Here is a 26640-nt window from a genome sequence, read left to right on the forward strand (position 1 = left end):
TAACAGATACTGTTATGAGATTAAGCTCCTGCAGGATATACAGATACTTTTTTTCTATTTTTATCTTTTCTTTCAAATTTTACAAAACCATCTATCAATGCAAATATAGTGTGATCCCTGCCCATACCTACATTACTTCCTAGATGAGTTGCAGTTCCTCTTTGGCGAATTATGATATTTCCAGCCCTTACAAATTCTCCACCAAATTTCTTAACACCTAGACGGCGACCTATAGAATCTCTATTGTTTTGAGTAGAACCTTGTCCTTTTTTGTGTGCCATACTATCTCCTTAAGCCTTTATATCACTTACTTTTACGCGTGTTATCTGTCTTCTAAACCCTCTTTTTAGTTTAGAATCTTTTCTGCGTCTTTTTTTGTAAATAATTACCTTTTTATCTTTAGAGTGTGCTAATACCTCTAAGATAACCTTTGCACCAGCTACAAAAGGCGCACCTACCTTTAAGTCCTTATCATTTACAGCAAGCACTTCGCTTACTTCTATGCTAGACTTTACTTCAGCCTGTAAGCGATCAAGTTTTAATTCATCACCAACACTTACTTTATACTGCTTACCACTGTGCTTAAAAATAGCATACATAATATAACCTTTCTTGGTAAGTTACCGCAAAGCACCACTAGGGATTTAAAAGCTTTTACGATTTTAAAAGCTTGTATTATAATAAAGATTTCTTGAATTTTTCATTAAAAATACAAAGTTTAAATTTAAAAAAATATTGTAAAAAATGCTTGACTTAGACTAAGTCTAATGTTTTATAATATAAAAAATAAAAAACAAAGGATAATCAATGGCTTATACTATCATAGAAGTAGAAAGAAAAACCGGAGTTTCATCTCATACTCTTAGATTTTGGGCTAAAAAAGGACTTTTTCCTTTCGTGCAAAAAGATGAAAATAAAGTAAAATATTTTAGCAAAAGCGATGTGGAATGGGTTGGTTGGATAAATTGGCTTAGAAAATCGCAGATGGATATACCTAGTATAAGACATTATATACATCTTGCAAATCAGGGAGAAGGCACTGCAAAAGAAAGAAGAGATATGTTAGCAAGGCAAAAAGAGATAGTTGAGGATAATATAGATGAGCTTAAGTCCGTGCTTGAAGTGCTTACAAAAAAACTTGCAGTCTATGATGAGATGTTAAACAAAAACATAGACGGTTTTAATCCGCAAAGCTCTCAATATAAGTCGTGCGATACTATCAAAACACTTGCTTGTGATGAGAGTGAAAAGTGAAAAGCACTCCATTTTTACATAAATTTCTTAGCATAATTTTTAGCATAAAACAAGAAGAATGGCTTTTAAGCATATTTTCTTTTTTGTTTATATTTTTATTATTTGCCTCTTACGCTATATTAAGACCCATAAGAGAGGCTTTGGGCGTTGAAGTTGGAGAAGATGAGATTAAGTGGTTATTTTTGGCTACTTTTATATCTTGCATTTTTGCTTCTTTAGCTTCTATGTATCTAAGCACAAAGATAAAAAGAAAACACTACATAAATGGCATTTTTATATTTTTTGCCCTTAATGCACTTTGTTTTGTAGTGGTGTTAAATTTTTTGCAAGATGGCACTCAAAACTTCTTTTGGTTTGGTAGAATTTTCTATGTATGGTTAAGCGTATTTAATATGTTTGTTATTTCTAGTGCTTGGTCGCTTTTAAGTGATTTATTTACAAAAGATAGCTCTAAAAGACTTTTTGGAATTATAATGTCAGCAGCTTCCTTTGGAAGTATTGTAGGTGCTTTTTTAGTAAGCTTTTTGACAGAAAGTTCAAAAATAAGCATCACAAGCTTATTTTTAATCTCTACAATATTTTTGCTTACATCCATAAGCTTTAAATATCTTTTGATAAAACAAAGTTTTAAATTACTAAAAAATAATGATGAAAGATATAAATTTGATAAAAAATTTAATACAAGCATAGGTTCTAAAAATCCATTTGAAGGCTTTAAACTAATCATAAATTCAAAACATTTGCTTACACTTTTATTTTTTATCCTACTTTCCACAAGTGCTAGCACGTTTTTGTATATGGAGCAACTTCGTATAGTAGAAGAATTTTTTAAAAGCAGAGAAGAAAGGATTCAGGTTTTCGCAAATATAGATCTTGCTGTGCAAATTTTAAGCTTTTTAATACAAATTTTTCTAACTGCAAAAATAGCACAGTTTTTTGGCATAAAATACCTACTTTCCTTGCTTGGCTTTGTGCTTGGCTTTGGATTTTTATTGTTAAGCTTTTTTCACCCCTCATTCTTGCTTTTCGTGATTATTATGGTTATAAGAAGGGTTGCAGAATACTCTTTAGTAAAACCGGGCAGAGAAATGCTTTTTGTGCCACTTGATAGCGATTCAAAATACAAGGTAAAGAATTTTTTAGATACGGTTGTTTATAGAGGAGGAGATGCATTGTCATCGCAACTTGAAAGCTATCTTACGACTTTAAGCATACAAGCTTCTTTATTTGGCGGTGCTTTGTTGAGTTTTATTTGGGGATATTTAGGACGAATGTTAGCTAAAAATTATGAGGATACAAGATGAAAAGAAGAAATTTTTTAAAATTTATTTCAGCTTTTTGTGTAAGTTTTGCCTTTGCAAATACAGTTACCACAAATAAGAGCATTCTTATTTTGGGTGCAAATGGACGCATAGCAAGGCTTGTAACGCAAAGGCTTAAAGATGATAAAACGTGCTTTTTAAGGCTTTTTGCAAGAAAGATTAAAAGATTAGATAAATTTAAAGATACAAACGTAGAGCTTATAGAAGGTGATGTATTAGACATAAATGCACTAAAAAGGGCTATGCAAGGCGTTGATGTGGTGTATGCTAATTTAGAAGGAGACTTAGCTACCTTTGCTAAAAATATAATTATAGCTATGCAAGAAAGCAAAGTAAAAAGGTTGATTTGGATAAGTTCTTTGGGAATTTATAATGAAATACCTAAAGATATATACGAAAAAACTTCTCCTTATATACCTAGACACAAAGCAGCAGCGGAGTTAATAGAAAATTCGAATTTAGACTATACGCTTTTGCGTCTAGCTTGGCTTAGTAATGCCGATGAAATTTCTTATGGCATCACAAAAAAGGGCGAAAGATTCATAAACGCACAAGAATATGTATCTAGAAAGAGTGCGGCGGATTTGATAGTACGTTTAATAAAAAATGAAAATTTTGGCATAAAAGAAAGCTTTGGAGTGCATAGAAAATAGTTTAATTTAGTAATGGTTATGGTAAAAAGATAATATCCACTAAATCGCCATCTTTAAGCTCTTGTTTATCGACTAAAATAAAGGCTTTAGAATTTAGCAAATTTGTAGTCATAGCGGAGCTTCCTTGTTTTTTGCCCTCTAAACTTGCATAAATTTTAGCCTCTTTAAAGTGCAAATTGCAGGGCAAAACTTCTAAAAAATCATTCTTTTTCTCATAAACTCCCTTAAAAAAAGCCTTGCTTGTGTAATCTTTTTTAAGTTCAAGCCAAGAATTTACTATATGCCTTGCAAAAAGGATAAAGGTTGTTATGGCAGAAAGTGAAAAGCCCGGAAGAGCTAGTATAAATTTATCCTCAAATTTAGCTATTTTTATGTGGCGACCCGGTTTTATATTTACCTTATCTATTAACACTTCATAGTCTTTTACAAGCTCTTTTAAAAAGTCAAAATCCCCCATAGAAACACCACCAGTACTTACTAATATATCACAAGCTTTTAACGCATTATTAAAGCTATTTTTTATACTATTTTTTTCATCTTTAACAAGAGGAAATATTATGCTATTTGCCCCAAGTTTTTTGGCTATGTTTGCTATGGCTATATGATTGCTAGAATAAATTTGTGCCTCATTTTCAAGGTTTTCTCCTAAATCTTTTAATTCAGAGCCAGAGCTTAAAACACCTATTATAGGTTTTTTAAAAACTGTTATATGAAAATATCCAAGCTCTGCTAATAAAGCAAGTTCGGAGTAGGAAAGCTTTGTGCCTTTTTTCAGTAAAACATCGCCTTTTTTGTAGCTTTGTGCTATCTCTCTTACTGCAAAGCCTTTTTTTACATTTTGTTTTATAATAATTTTGTCATCTTTTAATTCTACAAATTCAACAGGCACTAAAGTATCGCTACCATAGCTCATCAAAGCACCCGTCATAGTTTTGACGCAATCTTTTTTGCATAATTTAAAAGCACTAAGTTCAGAAGCATTTACCTGCCCTAAAATTTTTAATGCTTCATTTTGTTCTTCAAATTTAATTGCGTAGCCATCCATAGCAGCTGTTTCTTTTTGCGGGTAAGATCTTAATGCCTTTATATCCTCGGCTAAAATTCTATCAAGACACTGTGTAATAGCTACTTTTTCGAGTTGATTAAAATTATTTATGTATTTATCTAGTATTTTTAAAGAATCTTTATAAGCTAACATTTTTTTCCTAAAAGTCCAGCATTTTTGAGTTTTATAGAGCGATTTTTTGCATAAATTTTTTCTTCTCCTATAAAATCATATTTCCAAATAGGTGCATTTGCTTTAAAATCCTCGACAAAATCATTTAGCGTTATTAAACCTTCTTTTCTATTTTTGGAAAAAACTGCTGCAAAAAAAGAGCTTTCGTGCAAATAAACATCGCCTTTTGAATGTGCAAAGCAAAGTAAAATTCCTTCTTTTTCCACCTTTTTTTGCCACTGTGAAAACCAAGAAAGTAAAAGTTTTTCGTATATATCAAAGCTAAGTGCTTTTATGTTATCTTCAGCCCTAACTATGCCACAAAAAGACAAAAAAGCACCATAATTTTTATGTTTATAGCTTTTAAAGCATTCTTCATAAAGCTTAACTACATCTAAGCTACCATTTACAATTTTAAACATCAGCCGCCACTCACAGGAGGTAATAAATTTACAATATCTTTATCTTTTAAAGCAAGGTCTAAAGACGTAGCTATTTCATCATTAACTGTTACAGCACAAAGATCTAGCCACTCTTTTAAACTATCATCTTTTTGTAAAATTTCTTTTAGCTCTTTTAAACTAGAAATCTCTAGTGAAATGCTTTTTTTATTTATAGGTCCTAAAAAATTTACTTTTACCATTAAAAAAGCCTTTTTGAAACATAAAACTGTATAATAACACAAGTTTAGGTTAAAAAGGCTTAATATGCAAATTTTAAATAATATAAACAAGATAAAGCAAACTCCAATCTACATAATAGAGGAAGAAAAGCTTAAAAAGAATTGCGAACTTTTATCTTATATAAAACAAGAAAGTTCAGCTAAAATTTTACTAGCTTTAAAGGCTTTTTCTTTCACTAAAGCTTTAAGTGTGGTTGCTAAATATTTAGACGGTGCAACTAGTAGCGGTCTTTGGGAAGCAAAATTAGCAAAAGAATTTATGGATAAGGAAATTCATACTTATAGTCCAGCCTTTAAAGATGATGAGATAGATGAAATTCTTTCTTTGTCAAATCATATAGTTTTTAATTCTTTAAGCCAATTAAAAGAGTATAAAGAAAAAGCTTTAAAACAAAACACAAGCATAGGGCTTAGAGTGAATCCGCAATTTTCACTTGCTCCAAAAGAATTATATAATCCCTGCTCTAGATTTTCAAGACTTGGCATACTAGCAAAGGATTTAAAAGAAGAGCATTTACAAGGTGTTGAAGGACTTCATTTTCACGCTTTGTGCGAGGAAAGTGCCGATAGTTTAGAGCTTGTTTTAAAGGCTTTTGAGGATAAATTTAAAATGTTTTTTAAAAATATAAAATGGTTAAATTTTGGAGGAGGGCATCATATAACAAAAAAAGGATATGATATAGAAAAGCTTATAAAACTTTGCAAAGAATATTCACAAAAATATGGAGTGCAAATTTATTTAGAACCGGGCGAGGCTGTGGCTTGGCAATGCGGAACCTTAGTAAGCTCTGTTATAGACATAATAGAAAATGAAAAAAAGATAGCCTTGCTTGATACTTCAAATGAAGCACATATGCCAGATACAGTTATAATGCCTTACACAAGCGAAGTAGCAGGTGCTAGGATAGTAAAAAATGATATTAAAGAAGGAGAATTTCCTTATCTTTTGGGGGGAATTTCTTGTCTAGCTGGAGATGTAATGGGCGAATATGCTTTTACAAATGAGCTTAAAAAGGGAGATAAAGTGGTTTTTTTGGATCAAGCACACTACAGCATAGTTAAAAATACTACTTTTAATGGAGTAAGACTACCTAGTTTAGGTTTTTTAAGGACAAATGGAGAGCTTGAAGTGGTAAAAGAATTTTCTTATGATGATTTTAGGAGAAGAAACTAGAAATTGCGTTATAATGTAAAAGGCTAAAGCAATACCGTGAAAGGCATTTATGTTTAAGAGTATAGGTTTTAAAATTTCATCTGTTTTATTTGTGCTTTTGTTGATTAGTTTTATTTGTATATTAACAACTCTTTATTTTGATTTAAGAAAAACTACAACAAAAATGGGTCTTGATAATTTGCATTCAGTATCTGCTTCTGTATTTCAGACTATGAGGATATCTATGGACTTTGGTATGCGTGAAAAGATAGATGAAGCTATAAATAATGCCAAAAAGATAGAAGGGGTTTCTGATATAGCTGTTTATCCTGCACAAAAAACCATAGAATTTTTTGAAATGCAAAATCCAAGCACAAGCGAGGACGCTCATATATTAGAACAATTTAAAAATCCCAAAATAACTACATTAAAAACTATCATAGATGAAAAAGATCATTTAAGACTGATAAGACCTCTTGTAGCCGAGCAAAGTTGTTTGGCTTGTCACGATAATGCAAAAGAAGGAGATGTGCTTGGAGTTATGGATATTTATCATAGCTTAGAAGCTACTCAAAATGACTTACAAAGAACCCAAAATGTGTATTTAATAATATTTTCAGTAGCTTTAATAGCTACAGTTTTGCTTTGTGCTTTAATCTTAAGGATAGTCGTTGCAGGACCTATATTAGAATTACTACAAACCGCGAAAGAGCTTTCACAAGGTAGCGGAAATTTAAAAAGTAGATTAAAAATAAGAGGACAAGATGAAATAGCTAGAGCTTGTTCTTTTATAAATCTCTTTATAGAAAAAATTCAAAAAGCCATATCATTAGTAAGCATAAATTCAAATGAGATTAAAAAACAGAGTAAAATTTTAAATGATAATGCAAGCTCTTTAAGTGAAATTTCAAGCCAAACCCACCAAAAAATAATCACTAGTTATGGTATAGGCGAAAATTTAAATGATGGTTTAAATAAGCTTGTATCATTATCCAAAAATACAAATGAAGCAAACGATAAATCCTTTTCTTTGCTAAATTCTATGATAAATTCTTTGTTTGAAAGTGCTGAAAAAATAAATTATATATCAAAGCACGAGGAAGACTTAGCTGTAAAAGTAAAAAATATGACAGATTCCGCAAATAGCTTAAAAGACAGTATTGCAAAAATGGATGATATAGCAGAAATGACGAATTTGTTATCCTTAAATGCAGGTATAGAAGCAGCTCGTGCAGGAGAACACGGGCGAGGTTTTGCAGTGGTAGCTGATGAGGTCAGAGTTTTAGCTCAAAATAGCGAGAATTTTTTAAATGATATGCAAGGTATTATAAAAATTCTTTTAGAAAATATAAATGAATTAAGCGAACAGCTAAGGCAAAATTCCGCAGATATAAGCTCTTTAAACGATGATACAAAGATTTTGCTTAACGGTGCTAATGAAGTAAAACAAATGAATGAGGAAGCTAAAAATTTGGTTATATCTTGTGTTGCAATGATACAAAATTTGCAAAACGATATAAAATCGCTGCTTTATTACACAAAAGATACGGTGCAAAGCTCTAGTGAAAATGAAAAAATTTCTAAATTACTGCTTGATATAGCAAATGAGCTTAAAAATGTATGTTATAATTTGGAAAAAGAGCTTAATTCTTTTCAAATTTAAAGGAAAAAAATGTTAAAGAAAATTTTGCCAACTTGTTTTATAGCCTTTGTTTTTGCTGCTTGTTCTAGCAATGTGGCTAAAAATCAAGAAAAAGAAACTAAGGTATTAGCCGAGTATAAATTATCTATCAAAACAAATTCAGGACAAAGAACAATACAAATAAATTTTCTTGAAGATAATTTAGCAAGTTATAAGGTTTGCAACACTATATTTGGCACTTTTACAAAGAATGATAAGACCATAAAATTAAATTTCACAGCATCTACAAAAATGATGTGCGAACCCGAGTTAATGAAAATAGAAGACAAGATAATGAGGGAATTTAATGGGGAATTTAATTTTAAAGAATACGGTAACAAGCTTATACTGAAAAGAGATTCTTTAAGCTTTGAACTTGAAAAATATTAATTTTGCTAGAAATTATACTTTTCTAGCAACAAACATAGAGCTTACCCCAAAACTAAAGCTCTCAAAAAACATCATATCAAAACCGGCTTTTTCAAGCTCTTTTATAAATTCATCTTTACTTAAAAAACCATCTATAGAATTTGGTAGATACTTGTAAGCTTCTTTATTCTTGCTTATATATCCTCCAATTAAAGGCAATATATGCTTTAGATAAAAATCCCTTAGCAAAGCTATTATTCCGCCTTTTTGTCTTTTTGTAAATTCAAGGACAAGCAAAATTCCATCTTTTTTAAGCACCCTTGCAAATTCGTCTAAGGCTTCTTTTCTCTGCACTACATTGCGGATTCCATAACTTATGCTAAGTATATCTATTTCGTTATTTTTTTGAGGCAATTCAGTGGCTAATGATTGGATAAAATCCACATCTTTAAATTTGGATTTTGCAACTTCAAGCATACCTTCACTAGGATCAATGCCCTGTATTTTGGCTATCTTTTTATTTTGTTCTTTTGCACATTCCTGCCATATCTCTATCATATCGCCAGTACCACAAGCTACATCTAAAATTTTTAAAGAACTATTATCGGTAAAACAACGTAAAACTTTTTTACAAGCTTTTTGTCTCCAGCTTATATCAACGCCAAAGCTTAAAATTCTATTTGCTTTATCATAGCTTGGTGAAATTTCATTAAACATAGCTATGATTTTTTCTTGTTTTTTCAAATCAAAACCTTATCTACAATTTGGACAAAAATCAGTATATGCACTAAGCTCTAATCTTGTTATAAAATTACCTATAGTTTTTTCTAGCTCTTCTTGATATTTTGTTAAATTTGTATCTTTAAATTTTAAATCACTAATCTTGCCACAGTTTGAGCAAATAATATGCATATGAGGTTCTTCATATATATCATAATATGCCTTTTGATTTGGCACATTTACCTCTACAACCAAACCTTGCTCTTGTAAAGTATTTAAATTTTTATAAACAGTAGCCAAAGATATAGAAGGATATTCATCTTTAACTTGAGCATATAATTCATCTATATTTGGATGTTCATGTTTTTTTAAAATTTTAAGCACACAAAGTCTTTGAGGCGTAGCTTTTAAATCGTGTTTTTTTAACAAATTAATCAATTCCATACTTAAACCTTTATTAGTTTTGTTTATTATACACAAAAAACTTTTATATTTATTAATATTTTTTATTAATTGATACTAAAAGATTGTATTGATTTCAAAACTCGATCACATATTGATTTTGTATCTATTTTTAAATGTTTTTCTATATCAGATAAACTACCGTGTTCTATAAAACAATCATCATATTCAAAGCTAATTAACTTTATATTTATATTATTTTCTTGTAAAAAAGTAGAAAGTAAAGAAGCGATTCCTCCAATTTTAGCACTATCACTAAATACAAACCAAATTTTAGTTCTTTGTGCTAAGTCTTTTAAAAAAAATTCATCTAAAGGTTTTGCAAAAATCAAATCAACTAAATTAGCGAATCTACCACCTTCTTTACTAAGTTCATCTTGCACCTGTTTTGCTCTACCTACTCCTTGTCCGTAAGATATAAAAGCTATTTTAGAATCTGAATTTTCTAAAAGTTCAGCTTTGGCAAATTGTATCTTGCTGGGTTTAAATTCATTGTCTAATAAAAAAGTTCCTCTAGGATACCTAAAAGCAAAAACTCCTTTATGCTCACAGGCATAAGACATAATATTATTAAGCATTTTTTCGTCTCTAGGTGCGGCTAGAGATATATTTGGTATAGCTGATAAAAAACTTATATCAAAAGCCCCTTGATGCGTTTCACCGTCCTCGCCGACAATACCAGCTCTATCTATGGCAAAAACTACATTTAAATTCATAATAGCACAGTCATGTATAATCTGATCGTATGCTCTTTGTAAAAAAGTGCTATAAATTGCTATAAATGGCTTAAATCCTTCTTTTGCCATAGCAGCCATAGATGTAACAGCGTGTTGCTCTGCTATGGCTACGTCCCAGAATCTATCAGGATATTTTTCTATGAGCTTGTCAAGTCCTGTTCCATTTGGCATAGCAGCTGTTACCCCGACTATTTTTTCATTCTCAGATGCTAATTCTAAAAGATAGTTAGAAAAAAGTTCAGTAGCAGATTTTTTATTAGAATTCTTTTTTATAGGTTGTGCGGTATCTATATCAAAAGCAGCTACTCCGTGCCAGCTAGCATTTTTGCCTTCAGCTGGTTCATAGCCTTTTCCTTTGATAGTTTGAGCGTGTATTATGCAAGGTTTTTTCATAGCCTTTGCTTTTTTAAGAGTGCTTATAAGCTCTTTTATATCGTGTCCATTTACGGGACCTATATATTCAAGCCCAAGTTCTTCAAATAAAAGCCCGGGTGTGATTAGTTTAAAACTATCCTCTAATCTTTTAGCCATATAAGAAGCACTTTGAGGGAAAAAATCAAGCATTCTTTCAACTCTTTTTCTAAATTTTTGATAAAATTCACTAGACATAGCTTGAGAAAGATAGTTTGAAATAGCCCCTATTGGCTTTGATATAGACATTTCATTATCATTTAGTATGATAACGCAAGGATATTTTTTATCTCCTAATTCATTTAAAGCTTCATAAACCATACCAGCACTCATAGCCCCATCTCCTATAAGTGCTACTGGCTGTCTATTTTCATTTTTTAATTTAATTGCCTTACAAGCCCCGACCAAAAGCGATATAGAAGTGCTTGAATGTCCTGCTACAAAATAATCCCCTTCGCTTTCTTTTGTATAGCCACTAAGACCTTTAAATGTCCTTATTGTATGAAAAGAATCGTTTCTGCCGCTTAGAATTTTATGCACATAAGCTTGGTGTGAAACATCAAAGATAAAAGGATCGATATTATAGTCAAAAACATAATGCATAGCTATAATAAGCTCTACTGTTCCTAAATTTGAGCTTAGATGACCACCGTTTTTGCTGACTACTGATATAATTTTTTGTCTAAGATCTAAAGCTAAATTTTGCAAACTTTCTATGTCTAGTTCTTTTAATTTCGATAAATTTCCGTCCAAATTCACCGTCATTGTGCAACCATTTTTTTAATCTTGTCTAATCTAGCATTTAAATTTGACTCTATATTTGCAACATCGCTTAAAACTATAACGCTACCTTTTGATATAGCATCATCTAATGAAATTTTAAGATTTTTTATATTGTTAAGTTGAGATTTTATAAAATCATAATCAACAGGGCTAACCTTAAGTTCTATACTAGAGGCTCCTTTTAGCTCTTCCATAAGCTCTTTTGCTAAATTTAGGGCTATTTTAGAGGAATTTTCCTCAAGTTCTTTTGATATAACGTCTTTTGCTATTTCTATAGCTGTATTTGCTAATTCTTTTTCATTTTTTTCTATAAAATTATCTAACTTTTCACAGGCTTCATCTAGCTTGGCAACACTTTTTAGGCATTTCTCACCCATTTCGCTTAATTCTTTTTCAAATTCAGATTTAGCCTTTTCATATCCTTGCTTTTCTGCGGTTTTTTTAGCATTTTCAAGCTCTGTATTTAGTCTATTATTAAATTCGCTTTCTTGGCTTTCAATTTGCATTTGCAATTTGATTATATTTGAAGACATTTCATCTGTTTTTTTAAGCAAATCTTCCACAAAATCAGACTGAAAAGAGGAGATATGCTCTTTTGGTGTTTCATCGTCTTGTGTTTGTGTGTTTTCTGTTTTTTCAGGCTCTTTTTCTTGCTTTGTCTTATCGTCATCTTCTTTGCTAGTTTGTTGCTCTTGTTCATTAGAAAATTCTGACATAACTTTAAAATGATAGCTATCTATAATATGCGAATTAGAATTATTTTGAGAAATTACATTTGTATTTTTTATCATATTCTTACTCTATCATTTCATCAGCATCGCCAGCTTGGACTAAACCTTGCTCTATAAGTTTTTGCACAACTTCAACCACTTTTCTTTGTGCTTCCTCAACATCTCTCACACGCACAGCCCCTAAAAAGCCCATTTCTTCAAGAAAAGCTTCACTAGCACGAGATGACATATTTGAAAGAAATTTTTGTTTCAAATCCTCACTAGCACCCTTAAGACCGACCATTAAATCTTTTTTGTCAGCAACTTTTAAAATCTCTCTAATGGCTTGAGTTCCAAGCTTAGCAATATCATCGAAGGTAAACATTAAGTCTTTTATTGTTTCTGCTAGTTTTTCATCGCTTTGCTCTATGTAAGTGATAGTAGATTTAGATGCCTTTTGTCCCAAACGGTTAAGCACTTCAGCAACAGCTCTTGGACCACCAACTTCGACTTTGTAAGAAGTAAGGCTTTCAAGCTTGCTTTCAAGAACTGCAGAAACTCTTTTGATGATAGAAGGAGATATATCCCCTAATGATGCCATTCTTATAACAACTTCCGCCCTTAATTCATCGCTAAAATACTCTAAAGTTTCAGCTGCGTGGATAGAGTCCATATGAGCCAAAATAAGAGCTATGGTTTGAGGGTGTTCCTTTGTTATGAAGTCTGCTAATTGTTGAGGTTTTATTTGAGCTAAGTATGCAAAATTTTGGTTATTTTCCATACTTTTTGTAAGTTTTTCTAAAATTTTATTAGCTATATCAGGTCCAAATGTCCTAAATAAAATTTCTTTTGCGTATTCTAAGCCACCACTTTTTATATACTGGTTTGACTGTAAAAGCGTATAAAATTCTTCTAAAACAGCAGTAGCAACAGTTTTATCGACCTGCTTAGCCATAGCTATATAGCGAGAAACTTCTGTAATGATGTTTATTTCCATATGAGAAAATAGCACTGTTGTGGTGTCTTCTCCAAGCTGTATCAAAAAAATAGCGATCTTTTCTGCCATAGAAAGATCGTCATAGATCATTTTTTGTTCTTCGCTAAGCTTTATCATCAAATATCCCTATTTTCATTATACTCTGTATCGTTTTCAACTAAGGTTTGAAGCAAGGTTGCAACCTCTTGACTCTTATCATTGACTAAGGCTTTAAGCTTTTCTAGCAATACATCATACTGTAAAGCATCTTCGTTTATACCGTCTCCAAAACCAAGCTGTTCCTCAACTCTTTTTCTAGCAGCATTGAATTTCTCCAATGCATCTTCAGCATCATCAACAGGTCCTAGGTCTCTTTGTGCTTCTTCTTCAGCAGATTCTATATCTGCAAGCATTTTTTGCGTAAAAGGAGCAATGACCTTTTTATAGAATATAAACAACAATATAGCTGCTATAAAGTATTTAACAGGCGGTATGAAAGGTTCTATGAATCTTGAATAAAAAGTTTGCACCTTACTTTCAACCTTAACATCAGGTTGTTTAAATTCTAGGTTGCTAACGGTTACTTCATCTCCCCTTGCCGCATTGTAATTTATAGTTCTTCGCACTAGGTTTTGTATGTTTTGAAGTTCGGTATCACTTAAAGGGATATATTCGCTAGTGATTTCACCATCTTCTCCAACTTTTTCTTGATATTTACCATCTATCATAACGGCAGCTGATGTTCTAATAATCGTTGCGAAAGATTTTTCTACATTTGTAACGGTTTTTGAAACTTCATTATTTGTTGTAACTTGATTTTTCTTATACTGTTCAATTGTGCCATCATCGTTTAATCCTTCAACAGGACCTATATTTGAAACAGCTCCAGGAACGCCTTGTATAACAGGATCTTTTTTACCCGTTCTTTCCTCGTTTAAAGTTTGTTCGCTTCTTATAACTGTTGTTGGGTCATAAACTTCACTTTGCGAATTCATCTTTGAAAAATCAAATTCTATATTAACATTAGCTACAACCTTATCAGAACCGCCAGCAAAAGGAGCTAAGGTATTTACTATCTTTTTTTCTAATTCTTGTTCGTGTTCTCTTTTATATTTTACTTGTGCAGCTATGATATCGCTTTCATATGCACCCTCATCATCTAGTATAATACCTTTTTGGTCAGTTATTTTAACATTTTGTAAAGTAAGCTTAGGCACAGCAGAGGCTACGATATTTTTTATACCATCAACTTGTTTTCTTGTAAGTTTTAAACCCTCTTTTATATTAAGCACAACAGATGCAGCAGGTGGAGTTTGCCTTTCAGTGAAAACTGTAGGTTTTGGCATAGATATATGAACGTTGGCTTTTTGTATAGGTTCTAAGCTTTCTATGGTTCTTGCCAATTCTGTTTGCAAGGCTCTTAAGAATTTGATTCTTTGCTCTTCATCTGTAGCACCAAATTGAAGTTGGTCATAACCCTCCCAACCCATTTTAGAATCTTTTATAAGACCCTCACTAGCTATAGCCATTCTTTGTCTATATACGTGTTCTTGTGGCACAGATATAGTGCCTTCATTTTGTATAGTGTATGGAATTGAATTTTGTTCCAAATAAGTTACTATAGCAGAGGCGTTGCTAGCTTCCGCATTTTCAACTAAAACAGCATAACCGTTTGAGGTGCTTGAGCCTGAATTTCTATACAGTGCTAAAAATACAAGAAAAGCAACTACAGCCACAAGAGATACTGCTATAACTATTCTTTGTCTCTTACTTAAATTTTGAAATAATTGCCCCACTTGGTGAAGCATATTTTTAAATTCTTCCATAAAACCCTCTATCTAAAGCACGTAAATTTTCGAAAATTCATCGAAAAACCTATCGTTATCTTCGCTTTTGCCTATGGTTATACGCACAGCACTCATACCATAGCTTTGCAAATTCCTTATTATTATACCTTTTTTAAGCAATTTTTCGCACAAATCATTAGTATTTTTTTTCTCAAATATGTATGTTATGAAATTTGTGTAACTATTTATATAAGAAATTTCAAATTCTTTTGCGAATTTTTCATATCTTTTCATCTCGTTAAAATTTGTATTTAAAGTCCTTTTAACAAAGTCTTCATCATCAAGTGCTGCGACTGCCGCCTTTAAAGAGAGATTGCTTACATTAAAAGGTGCTCGTATTTTATATAAAGACTGTATTAGCTCTTTATTAGCTATTCCATAACCGATCCTAAGACCACCTAAACCGTAAAGCTTTGAAAATGTAGCAAGAAAAAGGACATTATCAAAATTATCCAGTAGATCTTTTGCGTCTATTTTTTTCTTGCTATCTTTAAAGGCTGCAAAATCATTATAAGCACAGTCTAAAGCTACAACACAGTCTTTATCGCAAAATTTAATAAAATCATAAACCTCGTCTTTATCTAAACAGTCTCCTAAAGGATTATTTGGAATGCAAAGATAAACAACTTTTATCTCATCTTTATGTTTTTTATAAAGTTCTTTTAACTCTTGTAAGTCGTGAGTTTTAGATGTGGTTTTATAAGCTTTAGCAGAACAATGTTTTGCGTAAATTCCATACATAGCAAAGCTAATACCGCACTGAAGATAGGCATTTTTTGAATTTAGTTTAGCGTGACTTAAAAACTCTATGATTTGGTCGCTTCCTGCACCTATAATGATGTTTGTGGTTTTTATCTTGTGTTTTTGTGCTATTTTTTCTTTTAATTCACTCATATTATCATCAGGGTAAAGATGAGCTAAATGAGCATTTTGCTTTATAGCTTCTATAACCTTTGCACTTGTGCCAAGTGCATTTTCATTACTGGCTAACTTTATTACATCTTTTACTCCGTATTCTCTAGCGACAGCGTCTATGTCTTTTCCCGGTTCGTATATAGGCAAACCGTCTAAATAAGCATTAAATTCCATTTCCATCTCCGCATAGATAAGAGCCAAGCCATACAAAATCTATATTTTTTAATGCTCTTTGCACGTTTTCATCGTCTATATGTCCATCAAAATCTATATAAAAACTATGCAAAAAGTTTTTAGATTTCATAGGTCTTGATTCTAATTTTGTTAAATTTATATTTTCTTTTTTTAAAGCATTTAGCAAATCACTTAAAGCTCCTGGTTTGTGTGCTGTTTGTGCTAAGATGGAGGTTTTGCAATTTGGCATTTTGGAAACTTTTATATCGCTAAGTATTAGAAATCTAGTTTTATTTGCTAAATTGTCTTCAATTTTACTGAAGAGTATAGGGACATTATAAAGTTTTGCAGCTATTTTAGAGCAAATTGCTGCGGCATTTTTATCTTGAGAAGCAAGATAAGCAGCTTGTGCGGTTGATTTAGATGGGATAAATTCTATATTGGCTAAATTATGACTTTTTAAAAAGCCTAGACACTGATTATAGCCTTGTGGATGAGAATAAATTTTTTTTATCTCCTTTAAATTTTCATTTATACTTACGAAAGAATGGTGTATATCCATATAAATTTCACCAAAAATTTTTATATCCTGATACCTGCCAAGGCAGTCCAAACTTATGCCAACTGCACCTTCTGTGTTGTTTTCTATAGGTATAACACCGTAGTTTGCTTCCTTGTTTATAAGCTCTTTAAAAACATCTTCTATTGTATCTAAAGCAATATAAGAACTCATAGCACCAAAACGACTCCTTGCAGCTTGATGCGTATATGTGCCTTCAGGTCCTAGGTATGCTATGCATTGTGGCATTTCTAAATTTCTTGAAACAGCAAAAATTTCTTGATATATAGCCTCTATGGCATTTTGGTTTAAAAGACCTTTGTTTTTATTTTTAAGCCTTGATATTATAGCTCTTTCTCTTTCTGGTCTATATATAGCACTTTGCGTGCTTTGTTTTATCTCTCCTATTTCTTTTACGAATTCCATTCTTTTATTTAATAAGGTTAAAATTTCATCGTCTATATTGTCTATCTTAATTCTTAAATCATCTATGCTATTCATTGTATTTCCTTTAAATAATCATTTACGCTAGAATAGACAAAATCAAGTTTGTTAGTATCTAGGTTAGCTGTGCTTTTTATCTTACCACTTAAAACTAAAGCAGTTTTCATACCTATATCCTTGGCTTTTAGCAAATCTCCCTTAAAATCATCGCTAATTATCAATACATCGCTAAATTTTGCATTTTTATTTTGTTTTTGTAGCAAGGTTAAAGCTTGTTCATAAAATGCTTTGCTAGGCTTTCCAACCACTTCATATTTGCAATTTGTAGCATAATGTAGCATAGCCATAATGCTACCCACCCCCGGATAAGATCTTGAATTTTTCTTATAAATGCTAGTTTCGTGCATAGCTATGATTTTGATTCCTAAATTTGCAAATTCTATCATAGACGCAAAATCATCAAAAGAAAAATTATCATAAGAAGCTATTAAAACTGCTTCTGGCTTTTTGTATTCAAGTTTATAACCAAGACTTTGTAAGCTCTGTAAAAAGGCATTTGCACCGTATGCTGCCACTTTGCAGGGTTTTATCTTATATGAAAGCACACAAAATGGGTCTAAATAAGCATTTTCTTTTATATCAAGTCCTGCTAGTCTTAAATCTTTCAATAAGGATAAATTTTTTGTATTATTTGTTATGATAACATAAGGAATGTTGTTTAAATTTAAATGCTCTATAAGTTCTTTTGAGCCTTTTATCAAAGACTTATCTTCATCACTTAGTAAAGTTCCTTGTACGTCTAAAAAAAGCATAGAAAAACCTTAATTTTTTTAGGATTATATCAAAAAATTTGGGCTTTTAAAAGCTTTTATTGGATTAATTTTTGAATAAATAAGCAAAAAATAAAATAAAAAGTGTTTGAAGCCCTATAAATAGGGCAATTTTTTATCTATATTCTACTATCTCTTGTATATTAAGTCTTTGTTTTTTGTATTTTGGCTCATCTTTTCTATATCCTAAGCTTAAAATTACAGCTGTTTGAAAAGGATAATTAAGCCTTAGGTATTCATCTACTTTAATCTTTTCAAAGCCGCCTATCATACAAGAGTCAATCCCTCTCGTCATAGCAGCTGTAGCCATTTGCATAAGAGCTAGATAGCAATTACTATGAGCATAATTATAAAGCTCACCTTCACTCATCAAATTTGTAGAATATGTGTAAGAATTAACAATTTGCTCAAATTTTTCTTTATTTTCATCAGGAGAGCAAAATCTAGCTACTTGCTTTCTTATATATTCATCTTTTGCTTGCAAATCAGTTCTTGCTAAAATTATTATATTATGACTAGCGGTAGCGACATTTTCTTGATTAAAACAAATTTCACTTAAGGCTTTATTGTCTTCTTTTTTTGCTTAAAACAACAAATTTCCAAGGCTCAAATCCACAAGAACTAGGAGCCATTCTACCAGCTTCAAGTATAAAATCTAGGTCATCTTTTTGTATATTTTGCTCCTTAAAAGCTTTACAAGCAAATCTTTTATACAATGTTTCCTCAAAAGTAAAAATCATTTTTTATCCTTTAGTATTTTTTTTGAAATGATATAATATTTTAGAAAACAATATATAAATTTATTTATGTGCCTATAACACCTCCATCAAGTTTTCTTATCATAACTATACTTGATCTTGGAGTTTTTCCATTAGGAAATGTGCTAGGTGCTAAATTTTCACCAGGATGTTGAATGCCTACAAAAGCTATAGTGCTATCCTCATTAAATGCCAAACCTGTTATCTCACAAGCTATGGGTCCTACTAAAAATCTCTTTAACTCACCACTTGAAGGATCTGCTGCTAACATACAGTTATTTCCCATTCCTTCAAAATCCCCTTTATTGCTGTAGTTTCCATCGGTTTGAATCCACAATCTACCATCTTTGTCGAATTTAAGCCCGTCTGGGGAATTGAATTTATTTTGAGTGTTTATATTTTTTGAACCCTTGTATAAGCCGCTTTTATTATCTGGCTGTCCCGCTAAAACAAAAATTTCCCAAAAAAATTCTTCATCTTTATGCGTATTTTTTTGCCAAAATTTTATTATATGTCCGTATATGTTTTTTGCTCTAGGATTGGCTGAATTTGCTTGTGTTCTAGCTTTATTATTTGTAAGAGATACAAAAAGCTCTTTTTGTCCGCTTTCTTTATGAGAGGCTATCCACTCGCAACGATCCATAGGAGTCGCACCTACTACAGTCCCTGCTAATCTAGCATTTATCAAAATATCTGCTTGAGAATCAAAGCCGTTTTGTTTGTTTAGACCGTTTTTACCAAATTCAAGTGCTATCCACTTGCCTTTACCTCTAAAATCATCTTCTTTGCCATCAAATTTAGCCACATACAAAATGCCTTCATCTAGTATTTTAGGATTAGCTACGCCTTTTTTATACTTATGCTTGCTTACAAATTTGTATAAAAATTCATTTGCTTCATCATCTCCCATATAAACTACCACAGTGCCATCTTTATCTATAACAAGCTCTGCATTTTCGTGCTTAAACCGTCCAAGAGCTGTTCTTTTTACGGGTGTAGAATTTTTATCGAAAGGATTTATTTCGACTACCCAACCGAATTTATTTGCTTCTTGTGGATTTTTTGATATATCAAATCTTTCATCAAATTTTTCCCAGCCATAAAGACTTTCTTTTGAAAAGCCATATCTTTTTAAATTTTCATTTAATTTAAATTCATTATCATTAAAACCAAAAAAATCATCTATATTTTCCTCACAAGTAAGATATGTTCCCCAAGGAGTTTTACCGTTAGCACAGTTATTTAAAGTGCCATAAACGAATTTTTCCTTACCAAGCACAGATGATTTTGCTGGACCACTTACGGCTATTTTTGTATGGGCTGTGATTCTTCTATTATATCTTGAATCAAGCACTACGGAGTAAAAATTTCCTCTTTTTTCTATCTCAAATATCGAAACTCCAAGGCTATTTTGCTCGTAAAGTATATCGTCTTTGCTTAGATTTTTGCCATTATGCTTAAACATTATTTCAGGGTTTATGTATTCGTTATTTACAGCTAAAATAGCTCTTGTTTTTGATAGCTTAAATATACTCATTCCGTCTGTATTGTCCCCAAAACTAAGAGATGCATTAGTGACTGCGTTTTTATCTATATTTTTGCTTTCATCGTATTGTTTTGCTTTTTTAAAAAGAGGATCTCCCCAAGAAATTAAAATTTTTGCTTCATAACCTTTTGGCACGGTAATCTTATCATCTGTGTTTGCTTTTACTTCTTCAAAGGTTAATAATTTTTTACTTGAAGCTAAAAGTTTTGAATTAGCAAAAAATGCCACCATAGAACCTATACAAGCTCCTTTTATAAAATTTCTTCTTTGCATAAAAACTCCTAAAAAAATATTTAAGAATTTTAAAAAAAGATGGAAACTTTTTAGAAACTTAATTAAGTATTTTACGTAAGCAAAGATATAAAGAATAAATTTAAATAAAGTGGCTTAAAGCCACTTTTTCTTAGAATTTGTAGTTAAGACCTATAGAGAAAAGATGAGAATCGTCTGGTTGAACCTTTCTTGTATTACCAGCTGTATATTTTTCTCCTAAACCTGGATCAAACCATTTGTATTTGCCTTCAAGCTCTAAATAATCAAGTATTTTATAAGTCCAACCAGCTTGTAAGCCCCATCCAAAAGCTGTATCGCTTCCATATCCTCCGCTAGTATCTGCAAATACTTCTCCCAAGCTAAGACCAGCAAAAACAGATATATCATTTGTGAAATAATAGCTAACATCGGCATTTAAGGTTATGATATTCATAGTTAAATCTTTAGCAAAAGAGCCAGAATTTAAGTAAGATGAATATGTGTATTCTAAGTAAGGTTTTACAGAAATGCTAGAATTATAAAACCACTCATAACCGCCTTTTATGCTTATATTGTAACCGCTAGTGCTTTTATCAGATTCCGAATTATTAATAACGCTATCATTACTAACTGTTCCTAAAGAATACCCAAAAGATGCACCAGCAAAATAGCCATTTTCATTAGCTAAAGCTAAAGCACAAGTAAAACTTAAAGCTAAAATACTTTTTTTAATCATTTGAAATCCTTTCATAAAAAATATTTTTTATTATAGCTAATTTTATTAAATTAAAACCATTTTTACACTGCTTCAAGCTCTGCGATGACAGAATTTGTTTGCAAACGCAATACACCTTTCCTTGCCACGATTTGAGAGATTTAAGGCTTTATATCTATGCTTTTATTTCGTATCCTTTGGCTCTAGTGAATCATTTATTACGATTTTGAATATAAATAAAAATATAAAAATATTAAAAATAAAAAATAAAATTAGTATAAAACTTTCAATTTCTCCTAACATTGCTTCATTTTGAAATGTATTTTCTTTAATACAGGAAGAAAAATAAAAACATCCGCTTACATATACCGTTAAAATTTCAAACATTATTTTATATATCATTTGAACAAGTAAATAAAGGGACAATAATGAATAAACCAACAATAAATATAATCTATGGTTAATCTCTACGGAGCTTTAGGCGGTGGAATTGAATATTCTAAGCAAAAATGGTGGTCCGATTGAATTCAAACTATCAAATTAAAGTCCTATTTTATAGTTATTCGCAGATTTAAGTTTTTATTTAGCAACCCAATTGGTAACCTAATTTATATTTTTAATGGTGAATTTTATAAAAAATCAAAACAAAGATTTCTTTTTATCTTTGGGGCATTTCTTTTTAATTTCTTTTTAATGCCATTAAAAAGAAATAACACATTGATATATAGACATTTGAAAGCATTTTTTCTATTTCTTTTTAAAAAATAGGTGTGTATAGGGATAAAAAGAAATACAAATTTATATGTTAAAAGTTCTATGTAGCAGTGTTTTGGATTACTTTTTAACAAGATTAAAATAATTCTTAGGATTAAGATTTTATGTAGTAGAAATATTTCATCTTTCTTTTGGAGTTTATGAAAAGCTCTTTAAAAATACTCTAGGTATTTTTAAAGGCTTTGATAATACGCCAAAAAAGAGCTATATATCAAAGAAATATTTACCCTTGATGACAGCAATGACTTTTAAATTTTTATTAAAATCGTTTTCTTTTAGATTAATTTTTTTACCATTTAAGCTTTTTAATATTATATCATCAAATTCTTTAAAATACTGTGCTACAAGAATACTTCCCTTAAAATCGATAATAATTTTATCTCCATTTTTAAGATTATTCTCACGCACAACGACTAAAATTTCATTATTTTTAGCATAGGGTTCTAACTCATTATATTTAACTTTAATGAAGCAAATATCAAAATTTCCCATTCCCTCAAATAAAGCATTTAAAAACCAAGATTTTATATTTAGCGGATTTTGTTCGCACTTACCATCTATAAAATTTTCAACTCCCTCATAAACAGCACAAATACTTTCTTCCATTTCTATAAACTCAAGCTTCTTGCTTGGGTCTATGCCATATTTTATAAAAGCCTCGTTGAGACTCATATCAGTATCAAAATATTCAAAGCCTATACCTGTGCCTTGCAAAATTTTCCATTTTACAGCTTGAGTAAGAGGATTAACATTATTTTCGTAAGAATTTATACTACCTCTAGTTACACCGATTTTATCGCCAAATTCTCTTTGACTTAGTCCATAAATGTTGCGTAAATCTCGTAGTTTATCACCAACTGTTTTCATATTAGTAATTGTAGCTAATTTTATCTTTAATCGAAATTAAAAATAAAATTAGTCAAATTATTAGAAATAATATGATATAATATCCTTTAATTTCTGTAAAGGAGAATACAAATGTCAATAAAAGAACTAAAAAACAAAGACTTTCTTACACCAAAAGAACTTGAAAGAGAATTTGGCATAAGCACAAATAAACAATACAAAATGCGTATGCGTAAGCATTATAATCAAGAAAATTCTATACCTTTCATAAAGCTTGGTAAAACTATCCTGTATAGAAGAAGTGATATTGAAAGTTGGCTAAATAAAAACACAATTAATAATAGGTTTGAATATGAACAATAGCTTAAGGCAAGAACCCGCTTTAAAGATAAATAAAGCGGAAAAACAATTTCCAATTTCTGAAATTCTAGCAGAAAAAGGTTTTAAAAGAATAATGGCTCAAGATTTGATTAATTTAGAATTTAAGTGGCTTATAGAGAGTTTTTTACCTAAACAATCTTTAGTGATGATTTATGCGGGAGCGGGAGCTGGTAAAAGTTATTTTGTGTTGTATCTTAGTAAATTTTTGCTTGAAAATAACAAGATAAAAGATATTATCTATCTTGATGCTGATAATGCTAGAACTTCATTAAAAGAAAGAAGGGTAGAGGTATTTTTGCAAATGTCAAATTTTCACTATCACTTTGCTAACAACTACAACAAATACACTATTTTTAAAGATATGCAAGAAGCAAATAATTTAAACGATACTTTAATTATCATTGATAGCATTAGAAATTTTATCCAATACGATTTCAATAAAGACTTCGCTATGGTTAAATTTTTTGATGAGCTTCAAAAATTAAGAGATAATGGAGCAAGTATTATTTTTTTACATCATCAACCTAAGCAAACGCAAGATGAAAATAACAAAATTTACAAAGGGGCTACAGCTTTTTTAGATAGCGTTGATGAGGGATATTTCCTAGACAAAAAAGACATAAAAGAAAATGAGGAATTTATCATTTTGCTAGAACCACAAAAAAGACGCTTTAAAACAAAACCTTGTGCTTTTAAAATAGATACAAAAAATCAAAGTTTTGACTTTGTAAATTATTTAAAATATAGTGAAAATCAAAAAAGCCAAATAACTTTAAGTCTTGTAATGGATATTTTAAGTGAATATAAAGAGGGCCTAAATCAGCAAGATTTAGCAAAAGAAATTAAAAAAAGAGTTGAACTTGATTATATAGAAATTGTAGGACGAAATGCTTTGTGGAAGTTACTTAACAAATACAAAGATATTTATTTTAGCATTGTTTATGAGTCTTCTCAAAACAGAGGAGGTAAAAAAAAGATTTTTAAATTATTGAATATTTTTTAATTAATGCAGGATAGGGATAAAATCCACAAAGTGATATAACACTTTTAAATTTTATCCCTCCTGCTCTGCGAGGCTCTTAAGTTTTTGTTTTATAAAAACTTTAGTTTTTATAAAACAAAAGTTGAGTTTTCTTACAAAAAAAATTTTTGTAAGAAAAGTAAAATAATTAGTAAAAAGGGAAACACTATGGCAAGATTTATTTTTACAATCGATGAAAAAAATTATAAACTACTTGAGGGATTAAGCAAAAAAACTAAGGCTTCTAAATCTAAAATTTTAAATACAATTTTAAAAATAAGCCAAGAGGAGGAGGAAATAAAAGGAAATTTACTTTGCTATAAAAATGAAAGAAAAGAGGAAAGAACAAAAGAAGTTAGACTTTGTTTTACGCTAAATGAGTGGAAAATATTAAAGGAAAAATCAGTGCTAAATGGTCATAAACATCTCACACAAGAATTAAGATACATCATACTAAATGAAATTTATAAAGATAAATTCCAAAACACTAAAGAACTTTTAGAGCTCACATCAACTAAGACAAGTATAAATATATTGGGTAGAAATTTAAACGCATTAAATAGAGAGCTTAAAAGAAAAAAATTGATTAAGGTTAATGAAAAAAATCTCGAGCTAATGTTAAAAAACATAGTTGCAAAAATTGATAAATTGACTTTAAATTTAGAAAATATAATCAAAAAGACAAAGGATAAAATTTAAGCAAAGCCTTTAAAAATACCTAGAGTATTTTTAAAGAGCTTTTCATAAACTCCAAAAGAAAGATGAAATATTTCTACTACATAAAATCTTAATCCTAAGAATTATTTTAATCTTGTTAAAAAGTAATCCAAAACACTGCTACATAGAACTTTTAACATATAAATTTGTATTTCTTTTTATCCCTATACACACCTATTTTTTAAAAAGAAATAGAAAAAATGCTTTCAAATGTCTATATATCAATGTGTTATTTCTTTTTAATGGCATTAAAAAGAAATTAAAAAGAAATGCCCCAAAGATAAAAAGAAATCTTTGTTTTGATTGTAGGATTATTGGATTATACCCAAATTTTCTAAATTATTAAGATAGTTTTCATACCACTGCAAAAGCTCTCGTTTTTGTTCTATGGTAGCCTTTTGTCTTTCATAAGAGAATTTGATTTGATTAAGCTCTTTATGTGCTAAAACACTTTCTATTACCTCTTCGCTTATACCAAGCTTTAAAAGCTCACCTTTGTTTTGCGAACAAATTGTTCTAAAGGTAGCTCTAAACCCGTGAGAACTTGCCTTTTCTTTGTATTTATTCTTTGCACCTAAATTTCTAATTGCCTTGCCTATGCTGTCCCTATGAATATGCCCTAGAGTATTAAAGGCAGGAAATACAAACTTGCTAATATTACCACTGAATAAAAACTGCTCTTTAAGAATTTGTATCATAGTTTCACTTAGGGGTATTTCGTGTGCTGTCCTAGTTTTCATTTCATTGGCTGGTATAGTCCAAATCCTATTTTCAAAGTCTATATCAGTCCATTTAGCACTAGCTGTATTAAATGGACGATTTACGCTTAAAATTTGCAAATAAATGGCTCTTTTGGTTTGTAGTTCCATTTTATTGTCGTTTTTTAAGTCCTTAATAAAATCTTGTAAATCTTCTTTTTGTGTAAGTGCCGGATATCTTGTATCTATGCTATGTAAAACTTTAAACCTTGCTGGACTTGGAAATTCATCTTTTAAGCCAAAGCTTGGGTCAAAGTCTAAATATCTGTCTTTTATAGCTATCTTAAATACACCTTGCAAATGATTAATAAGGCGATGTATAGTTTCGAGTCTGCTTGTGCGAGGATTATTTGGATTATAAATAGCATTTAAAATTACAAGCAAATCACTATATTTTATATTTTTAACATCAAATTCAGCTAAACTTGGCAAAAGGTATTTTTCGTGCATTTGTATTACTTTTTTAGTATAGCTATCACTTAAACCTTTTTTACGCTTTTGCTGCATAAATAAAGCAAAGAGATTTTTAAATTTATATTTTTCATTAGCATTTTTAAGAGCTTGTATGTCATTGCCACCCTCAAGCTCTTTGAGTAGTTTTATGGCGTCTTTTCTAGCTTCTGCCACACTATAAATTCCTTCTCTAAATTCCTTTATTTTATAAAAATATGATTTCTCATTATGTCTTATCCTTAAAGAAAAAACCTTAGTGCCTTTTGGATTTATAAATATACATAATTCTTTAGGATTTCCAACAACTCTAAAATATTTCCTTTCTTTTTGAGTAAGACTTCTTATATCTTTATCGTTTAGATAGGTTTTTGCTATATTTGCCATAAATTCTCCTAAAAGTAACCTAATAAATTTTTAGTAACCCAATTAGCAACTTAAATAATACGAAACGATTATAGCACAAAGAGAAAGAAAAAGAAATTAAAAGCAATATAGAGCTTAATATATAAGCATTTGAAAGA

At 30.5% G+C, this 26640-nt stretch carries 27 protein-coding genes and 1 pseudogene; 9 read left to right on the forward strand and 19 right to left on the reverse strand.

Annotation, left to right across the window (positions count from 1 at the left end):
• Positions 1-20: 20 nt before the first annotated feature.
• Together rpmA and rplU are read right to left on the reverse strand one after the other, a co-directional pair.
• Positions 21-281 carry a 50S ribosomal protein L27 gene (gene rpmA / locus Q0J35_RS01860; RefSeq protein WP_297192851.1) on the reverse strand — a complete coding sequence of 87 codons (261 nt, stop codon included), beginning with the start codon at positions 279-281 and terminating at the stop codon, positions 21-23.
• Positions 282-290: 9 nt separating this feature from the next.
• Positions 291-599 (reverse strand): 50S ribosomal protein L21, encoded by a 309-nt coding sequence (rplU, locus tag Q0J35_RS01865; RefSeq protein WP_297192852.1) that lies wholly within the window; start codon positions 597-599, stop codon positions 291-293.
• 208 nt (positions 600-807) lie between these two features.
• Here rplU and Q0J35_RS01870 point away from each other — a divergent pair, with 208 nt between their 5' ends.
• From Q0J35_RS01870 to Q0J35_RS01880, 3 genes are read left to right on the forward strand one after another with little or no spacing between them, the layout of a single operon-like run.
• Positions 808-1254 (forward strand): MerR family transcriptional regulator, encoded by a 447-nt coding sequence (locus Q0J35_RS01870; RefSeq protein ID WP_297192853.1) that lies wholly within the window; start codon positions 808-810, stop codon positions 1252-1254.
• Positions 1251-2558, forward strand: coding sequence for an MFS transporter (locus Q0J35_RS01875; RefSeq protein WP_297192854.1), 1308 nt, complete (start codon positions 1251-1253; stop codon positions 2556-2558). Before Q0J35_RS01870 ends, Q0J35_RS01875 begins: the two co-directional genes overlap by 4 nt.
• Positions 2555-3229 (forward strand): NAD(P)H-binding protein, encoded by a 675-nt coding sequence (locus Q0J35_RS01880; RefSeq protein WP_297192855.1) that lies wholly within the window; start codon positions 2555-2557, stop codon positions 3227-3229. The genes Q0J35_RS01875 and Q0J35_RS01880 overlap by 4 nt, the downstream gene beginning before the upstream one ends.
• A gap of 16 nt (positions 3230-3245) precedes the next feature.
• Here Q0J35_RS01880 and Q0J35_RS01885 read toward each other — a convergent pair whose 3' ends face one another.
• Genes Q0J35_RS01885 through Q0J35_RS01895 form a run of 3 tightly spaced genes read right to left on the reverse strand, consistent with a single transcriptional unit; the run spans position 3246 to position 5088 of the window.
• Positions 3246-4427 carry a molybdopterin molybdotransferase MoeA gene (locus tag Q0J35_RS01885; RefSeq protein WP_297192856.1) on the reverse strand — a complete coding sequence of 394 codons (1182 nt, stop codon included), beginning with the start codon at positions 4425-4427 and terminating at the stop codon, positions 3246-3248.
• Positions 4421-4867 (reverse strand): molybdenum cofactor biosynthesis protein MoaE, encoded by a 447-nt coding sequence (locus Q0J35_RS01890; protein WP_297192857.1) that lies wholly within the window; start codon positions 4865-4867, stop codon positions 4421-4423. Before Q0J35_RS01890 ends, Q0J35_RS01885 begins: the two co-directional genes overlap by 7 nt.
• A complete protein-coding gene (locus tag Q0J35_RS01895) occupies positions 4867-5088 on the reverse strand; it encodes a MoaD/ThiS family protein (protein ID WP_297192858.1) in 222 nt (73 codons plus the stop codon). The genes Q0J35_RS01890 and Q0J35_RS01895 overlap by 1 nt, the downstream gene beginning before the upstream one ends.
• Positions 5089-5152: 64 nt before the next feature.
• Between Q0J35_RS01895 and nspC the strand changes: the two genes are divergently transcribed.
• From nspC to Q0J35_RS01910, 3 genes are read left to right on the forward strand one after another with little or no spacing between them, the layout of a single operon-like run.
• Positions 5153-6301 (forward strand): carboxynorspermidine decarboxylase, encoded by a 1149-nt coding sequence (nspC, locus tag Q0J35_RS01900; protein WP_297192859.1) that lies wholly within the window; start codon positions 5153-5155, stop codon positions 6299-6301.
• A 49-nt stretch (positions 6302-6350) separates the two neighbouring features.
• Positions 6351-7943 (forward strand): methyl-accepting chemotaxis protein, encoded by a 1593-nt coding sequence (locus Q0J35_RS01905; RefSeq protein ID WP_297192860.1) that lies wholly within the window; start codon positions 6351-6353, stop codon positions 7941-7943.
• Between the two features lie 9 nt (positions 7944-7952).
• Entirely contained in the window at positions 7953-8351 is a 399-nt protein-coding gene (locus Q0J35_RS01910) for an META domain-containing protein (protein ID WP_297192861.1), read from the forward strand.
• A 12-nt stretch (positions 8352-8363) separates the two neighbouring features.
• Here the strand turns inward: Q0J35_RS01910 and ubiE are convergent, their stop codons facing one another.
• The 13 genes and pseudogenes from ubiE to Q0J35_RS01975 all read right to left on the reverse strand — a co-directional run bounded on the left by ubiE (position 8364) and on the right by Q0J35_RS01975 (position 22810).
• On the reverse strand, positions 8364-9074 hold the full coding sequence (ubiE, locus tag Q0J35_RS01915; RefSeq protein WP_297192862.1) for a bifunctional demethylmenaquinone methyltransferase/2-methoxy-6-polyprenyl-1,4-benzoquinol methylase UbiE: 711 nt from the start codon (positions 9072-9074) through the stop codon (positions 8364-8366).
• A gap of 9 nt (positions 9075-9083) precedes the next feature.
• The gene (perR, locus tag Q0J35_RS01920) at positions 9084-9494 is read right to left on the reverse strand and encodes a peroxide-responsive transcriptional repressor PerR (protein WP_297192863.1); all 411 of its coding nucleotides are present in this window, start codon (positions 9492-9494) and stop codon (positions 9084-9086) included.
• A 65-nt stretch (positions 9495-9559) separates the two neighbouring features.
• On the reverse strand, positions 9560-11425 hold the full coding sequence (dxs, locus tag Q0J35_RS01925; protein ID WP_297192864.1) for a 1-deoxy-D-xylulose-5-phosphate synthase: 1866 nt from the start codon (positions 11423-11425) through the stop codon (positions 9560-9562).
• On the reverse strand, positions 11422-12234 hold the full coding sequence (gene fliH, locus Q0J35_RS01930; RefSeq protein WP_297192865.1) for a flagellar assembly protein FliH: 813 nt from the start codon (positions 12232-12234) through the stop codon (positions 11422-11424). The genes dxs and fliH overlap by 4 nt, the downstream gene beginning before the upstream one ends.
• Positions 12235-12238: 4 nt before the next feature.
• The gene (fliG, locus tag Q0J35_RS01935; RefSeq protein WP_297192866.1) at positions 12239-13267 is read right to left on the reverse strand and encodes a flagellar motor switch protein FliG; all 1029 of its coding nucleotides are present in this window, start codon (positions 13265-13267) and stop codon (positions 12239-12241) included.
• Positions 13267-14955 (reverse strand): flagellar basal-body MS-ring/collar protein FliF, encoded by a 1689-nt coding sequence (gene fliF, locus Q0J35_RS01940; protein ID WP_297192867.1) that lies wholly within the window; start codon positions 14953-14955, stop codon positions 13267-13269. The genes fliG and fliF overlap by 1 nt, the downstream gene beginning before the upstream one ends.
• A 12-nt stretch (positions 14956-14967) precedes the next feature.
• Positions 14968-16065 (reverse strand): histidinol-phosphate transaminase, encoded by a 1098-nt coding sequence (gene hisC / locus Q0J35_RS01945; RefSeq protein WP_297192868.1) that lies wholly within the window; start codon positions 16063-16065, stop codon positions 14968-14970.
• Positions 16055-17125 (reverse strand): prephenate dehydratase, encoded by a 1071-nt coding sequence (gene pheA / locus Q0J35_RS01950; RefSeq protein WP_297192869.1) that lies wholly within the window; start codon positions 17123-17125, stop codon positions 16055-16057. Before pheA ends, hisC begins: the two co-directional genes overlap by 11 nt.
• Positions 17122-17880, reverse strand: a complete 759-nt coding sequence (locus Q0J35_RS01955) for an HAD-IIA family hydrolase (protein WP_297192870.1) — start codon at positions 17878-17880, stop codon at positions 17122-17124. Before Q0J35_RS01955 ends, pheA begins: the two co-directional genes overlap by 4 nt.
• 133 nt (positions 17881-18013) lie before the next feature.
• Positions 18014-18638 (reverse strand): annotated as a pseudogene (locus tag Q0J35_RS01960) (nitroreductase family protein).
• 64 nt (positions 18639-18702) lie between these two features.
• Complete coding sequence (locus Q0J35_RS01965; protein WP_297192871.1) at positions 18703-20475, reverse strand: PhoX family phosphatase; 1773 nt, start codon at positions 20473-20475, stop codon at positions 18703-18705.
• 130 nt (positions 20476-20605) lie between these two features.
• Positions 20606-21190 (reverse strand): outer membrane beta-barrel protein, encoded by a 585-nt coding sequence (locus tag Q0J35_RS01970; protein WP_297192872.1) that lies wholly within the window; start codon positions 21188-21190, stop codon positions 20606-20608.
• A gap of 957 nt (positions 21191-22147) precedes the next feature.
• Positions 22148-22810, reverse strand: a complete 663-nt coding sequence (locus Q0J35_RS01975; protein ID WP_297192873.1) for a helix-turn-helix domain-containing protein — start codon at positions 22808-22810, stop codon at positions 22148-22150.
• Positions 22811-22921: 111 nt separating this feature from the next.
• Between Q0J35_RS01975 and Q0J35_RS01980 the strand changes: the two genes are divergently transcribed.
• From Q0J35_RS01980 to Q0J35_RS01990, 3 genes are all read left to right on the forward strand, one after another.
• Entirely contained in the window at positions 22922-23152 is a 231-nt protein-coding gene (locus Q0J35_RS01980; protein ID WP_297192874.1) for a helix-turn-helix domain-containing protein, read from the forward strand.
• Positions 23142-24173: an AAA family ATPase gene (locus tag Q0J35_RS01985; RefSeq protein WP_297192875.1), complete on the forward strand. Its 1032-nt coding sequence runs from the start codon at positions 23142-23144 to the stop codon at positions 24171-24173. The genes Q0J35_RS01980 and Q0J35_RS01985 overlap by 11 nt, the downstream gene beginning before the upstream one ends.
• 186 nt (positions 24174-24359) lie before the next feature.
• Positions 24360-24890 (forward strand): hypothetical protein, encoded by a 531-nt coding sequence (locus Q0J35_RS01990; protein WP_297192876.1) that lies wholly within the window; start codon positions 24360-24362, stop codon positions 24888-24890.
• Between the two features lie 329 nt (positions 24891-25219).
• Here the strand turns inward: Q0J35_RS01990 and Q0J35_RS01995 are convergent, their stop codons facing one another.
• Positions 25220-26503 carry a site-specific integrase gene (locus Q0J35_RS01995; RefSeq protein WP_297192877.1) on the reverse strand — a complete coding sequence of 428 codons (1284 nt, stop codon included), beginning with the start codon at positions 26501-26503 and terminating at the stop codon, positions 25220-25222.
• Positions 26504-26640: the final 137 nt, after the last annotated feature.

Origin of the sequence: uncultured Campylobacter sp. (assembly GCF_944323605.1) — a bacterium.
Taxonomy (GTDB): Bacteria; Campylobacterota; Campylobacteria; order Campylobacterales; family Campylobacteraceae; genus Campylobacter_D.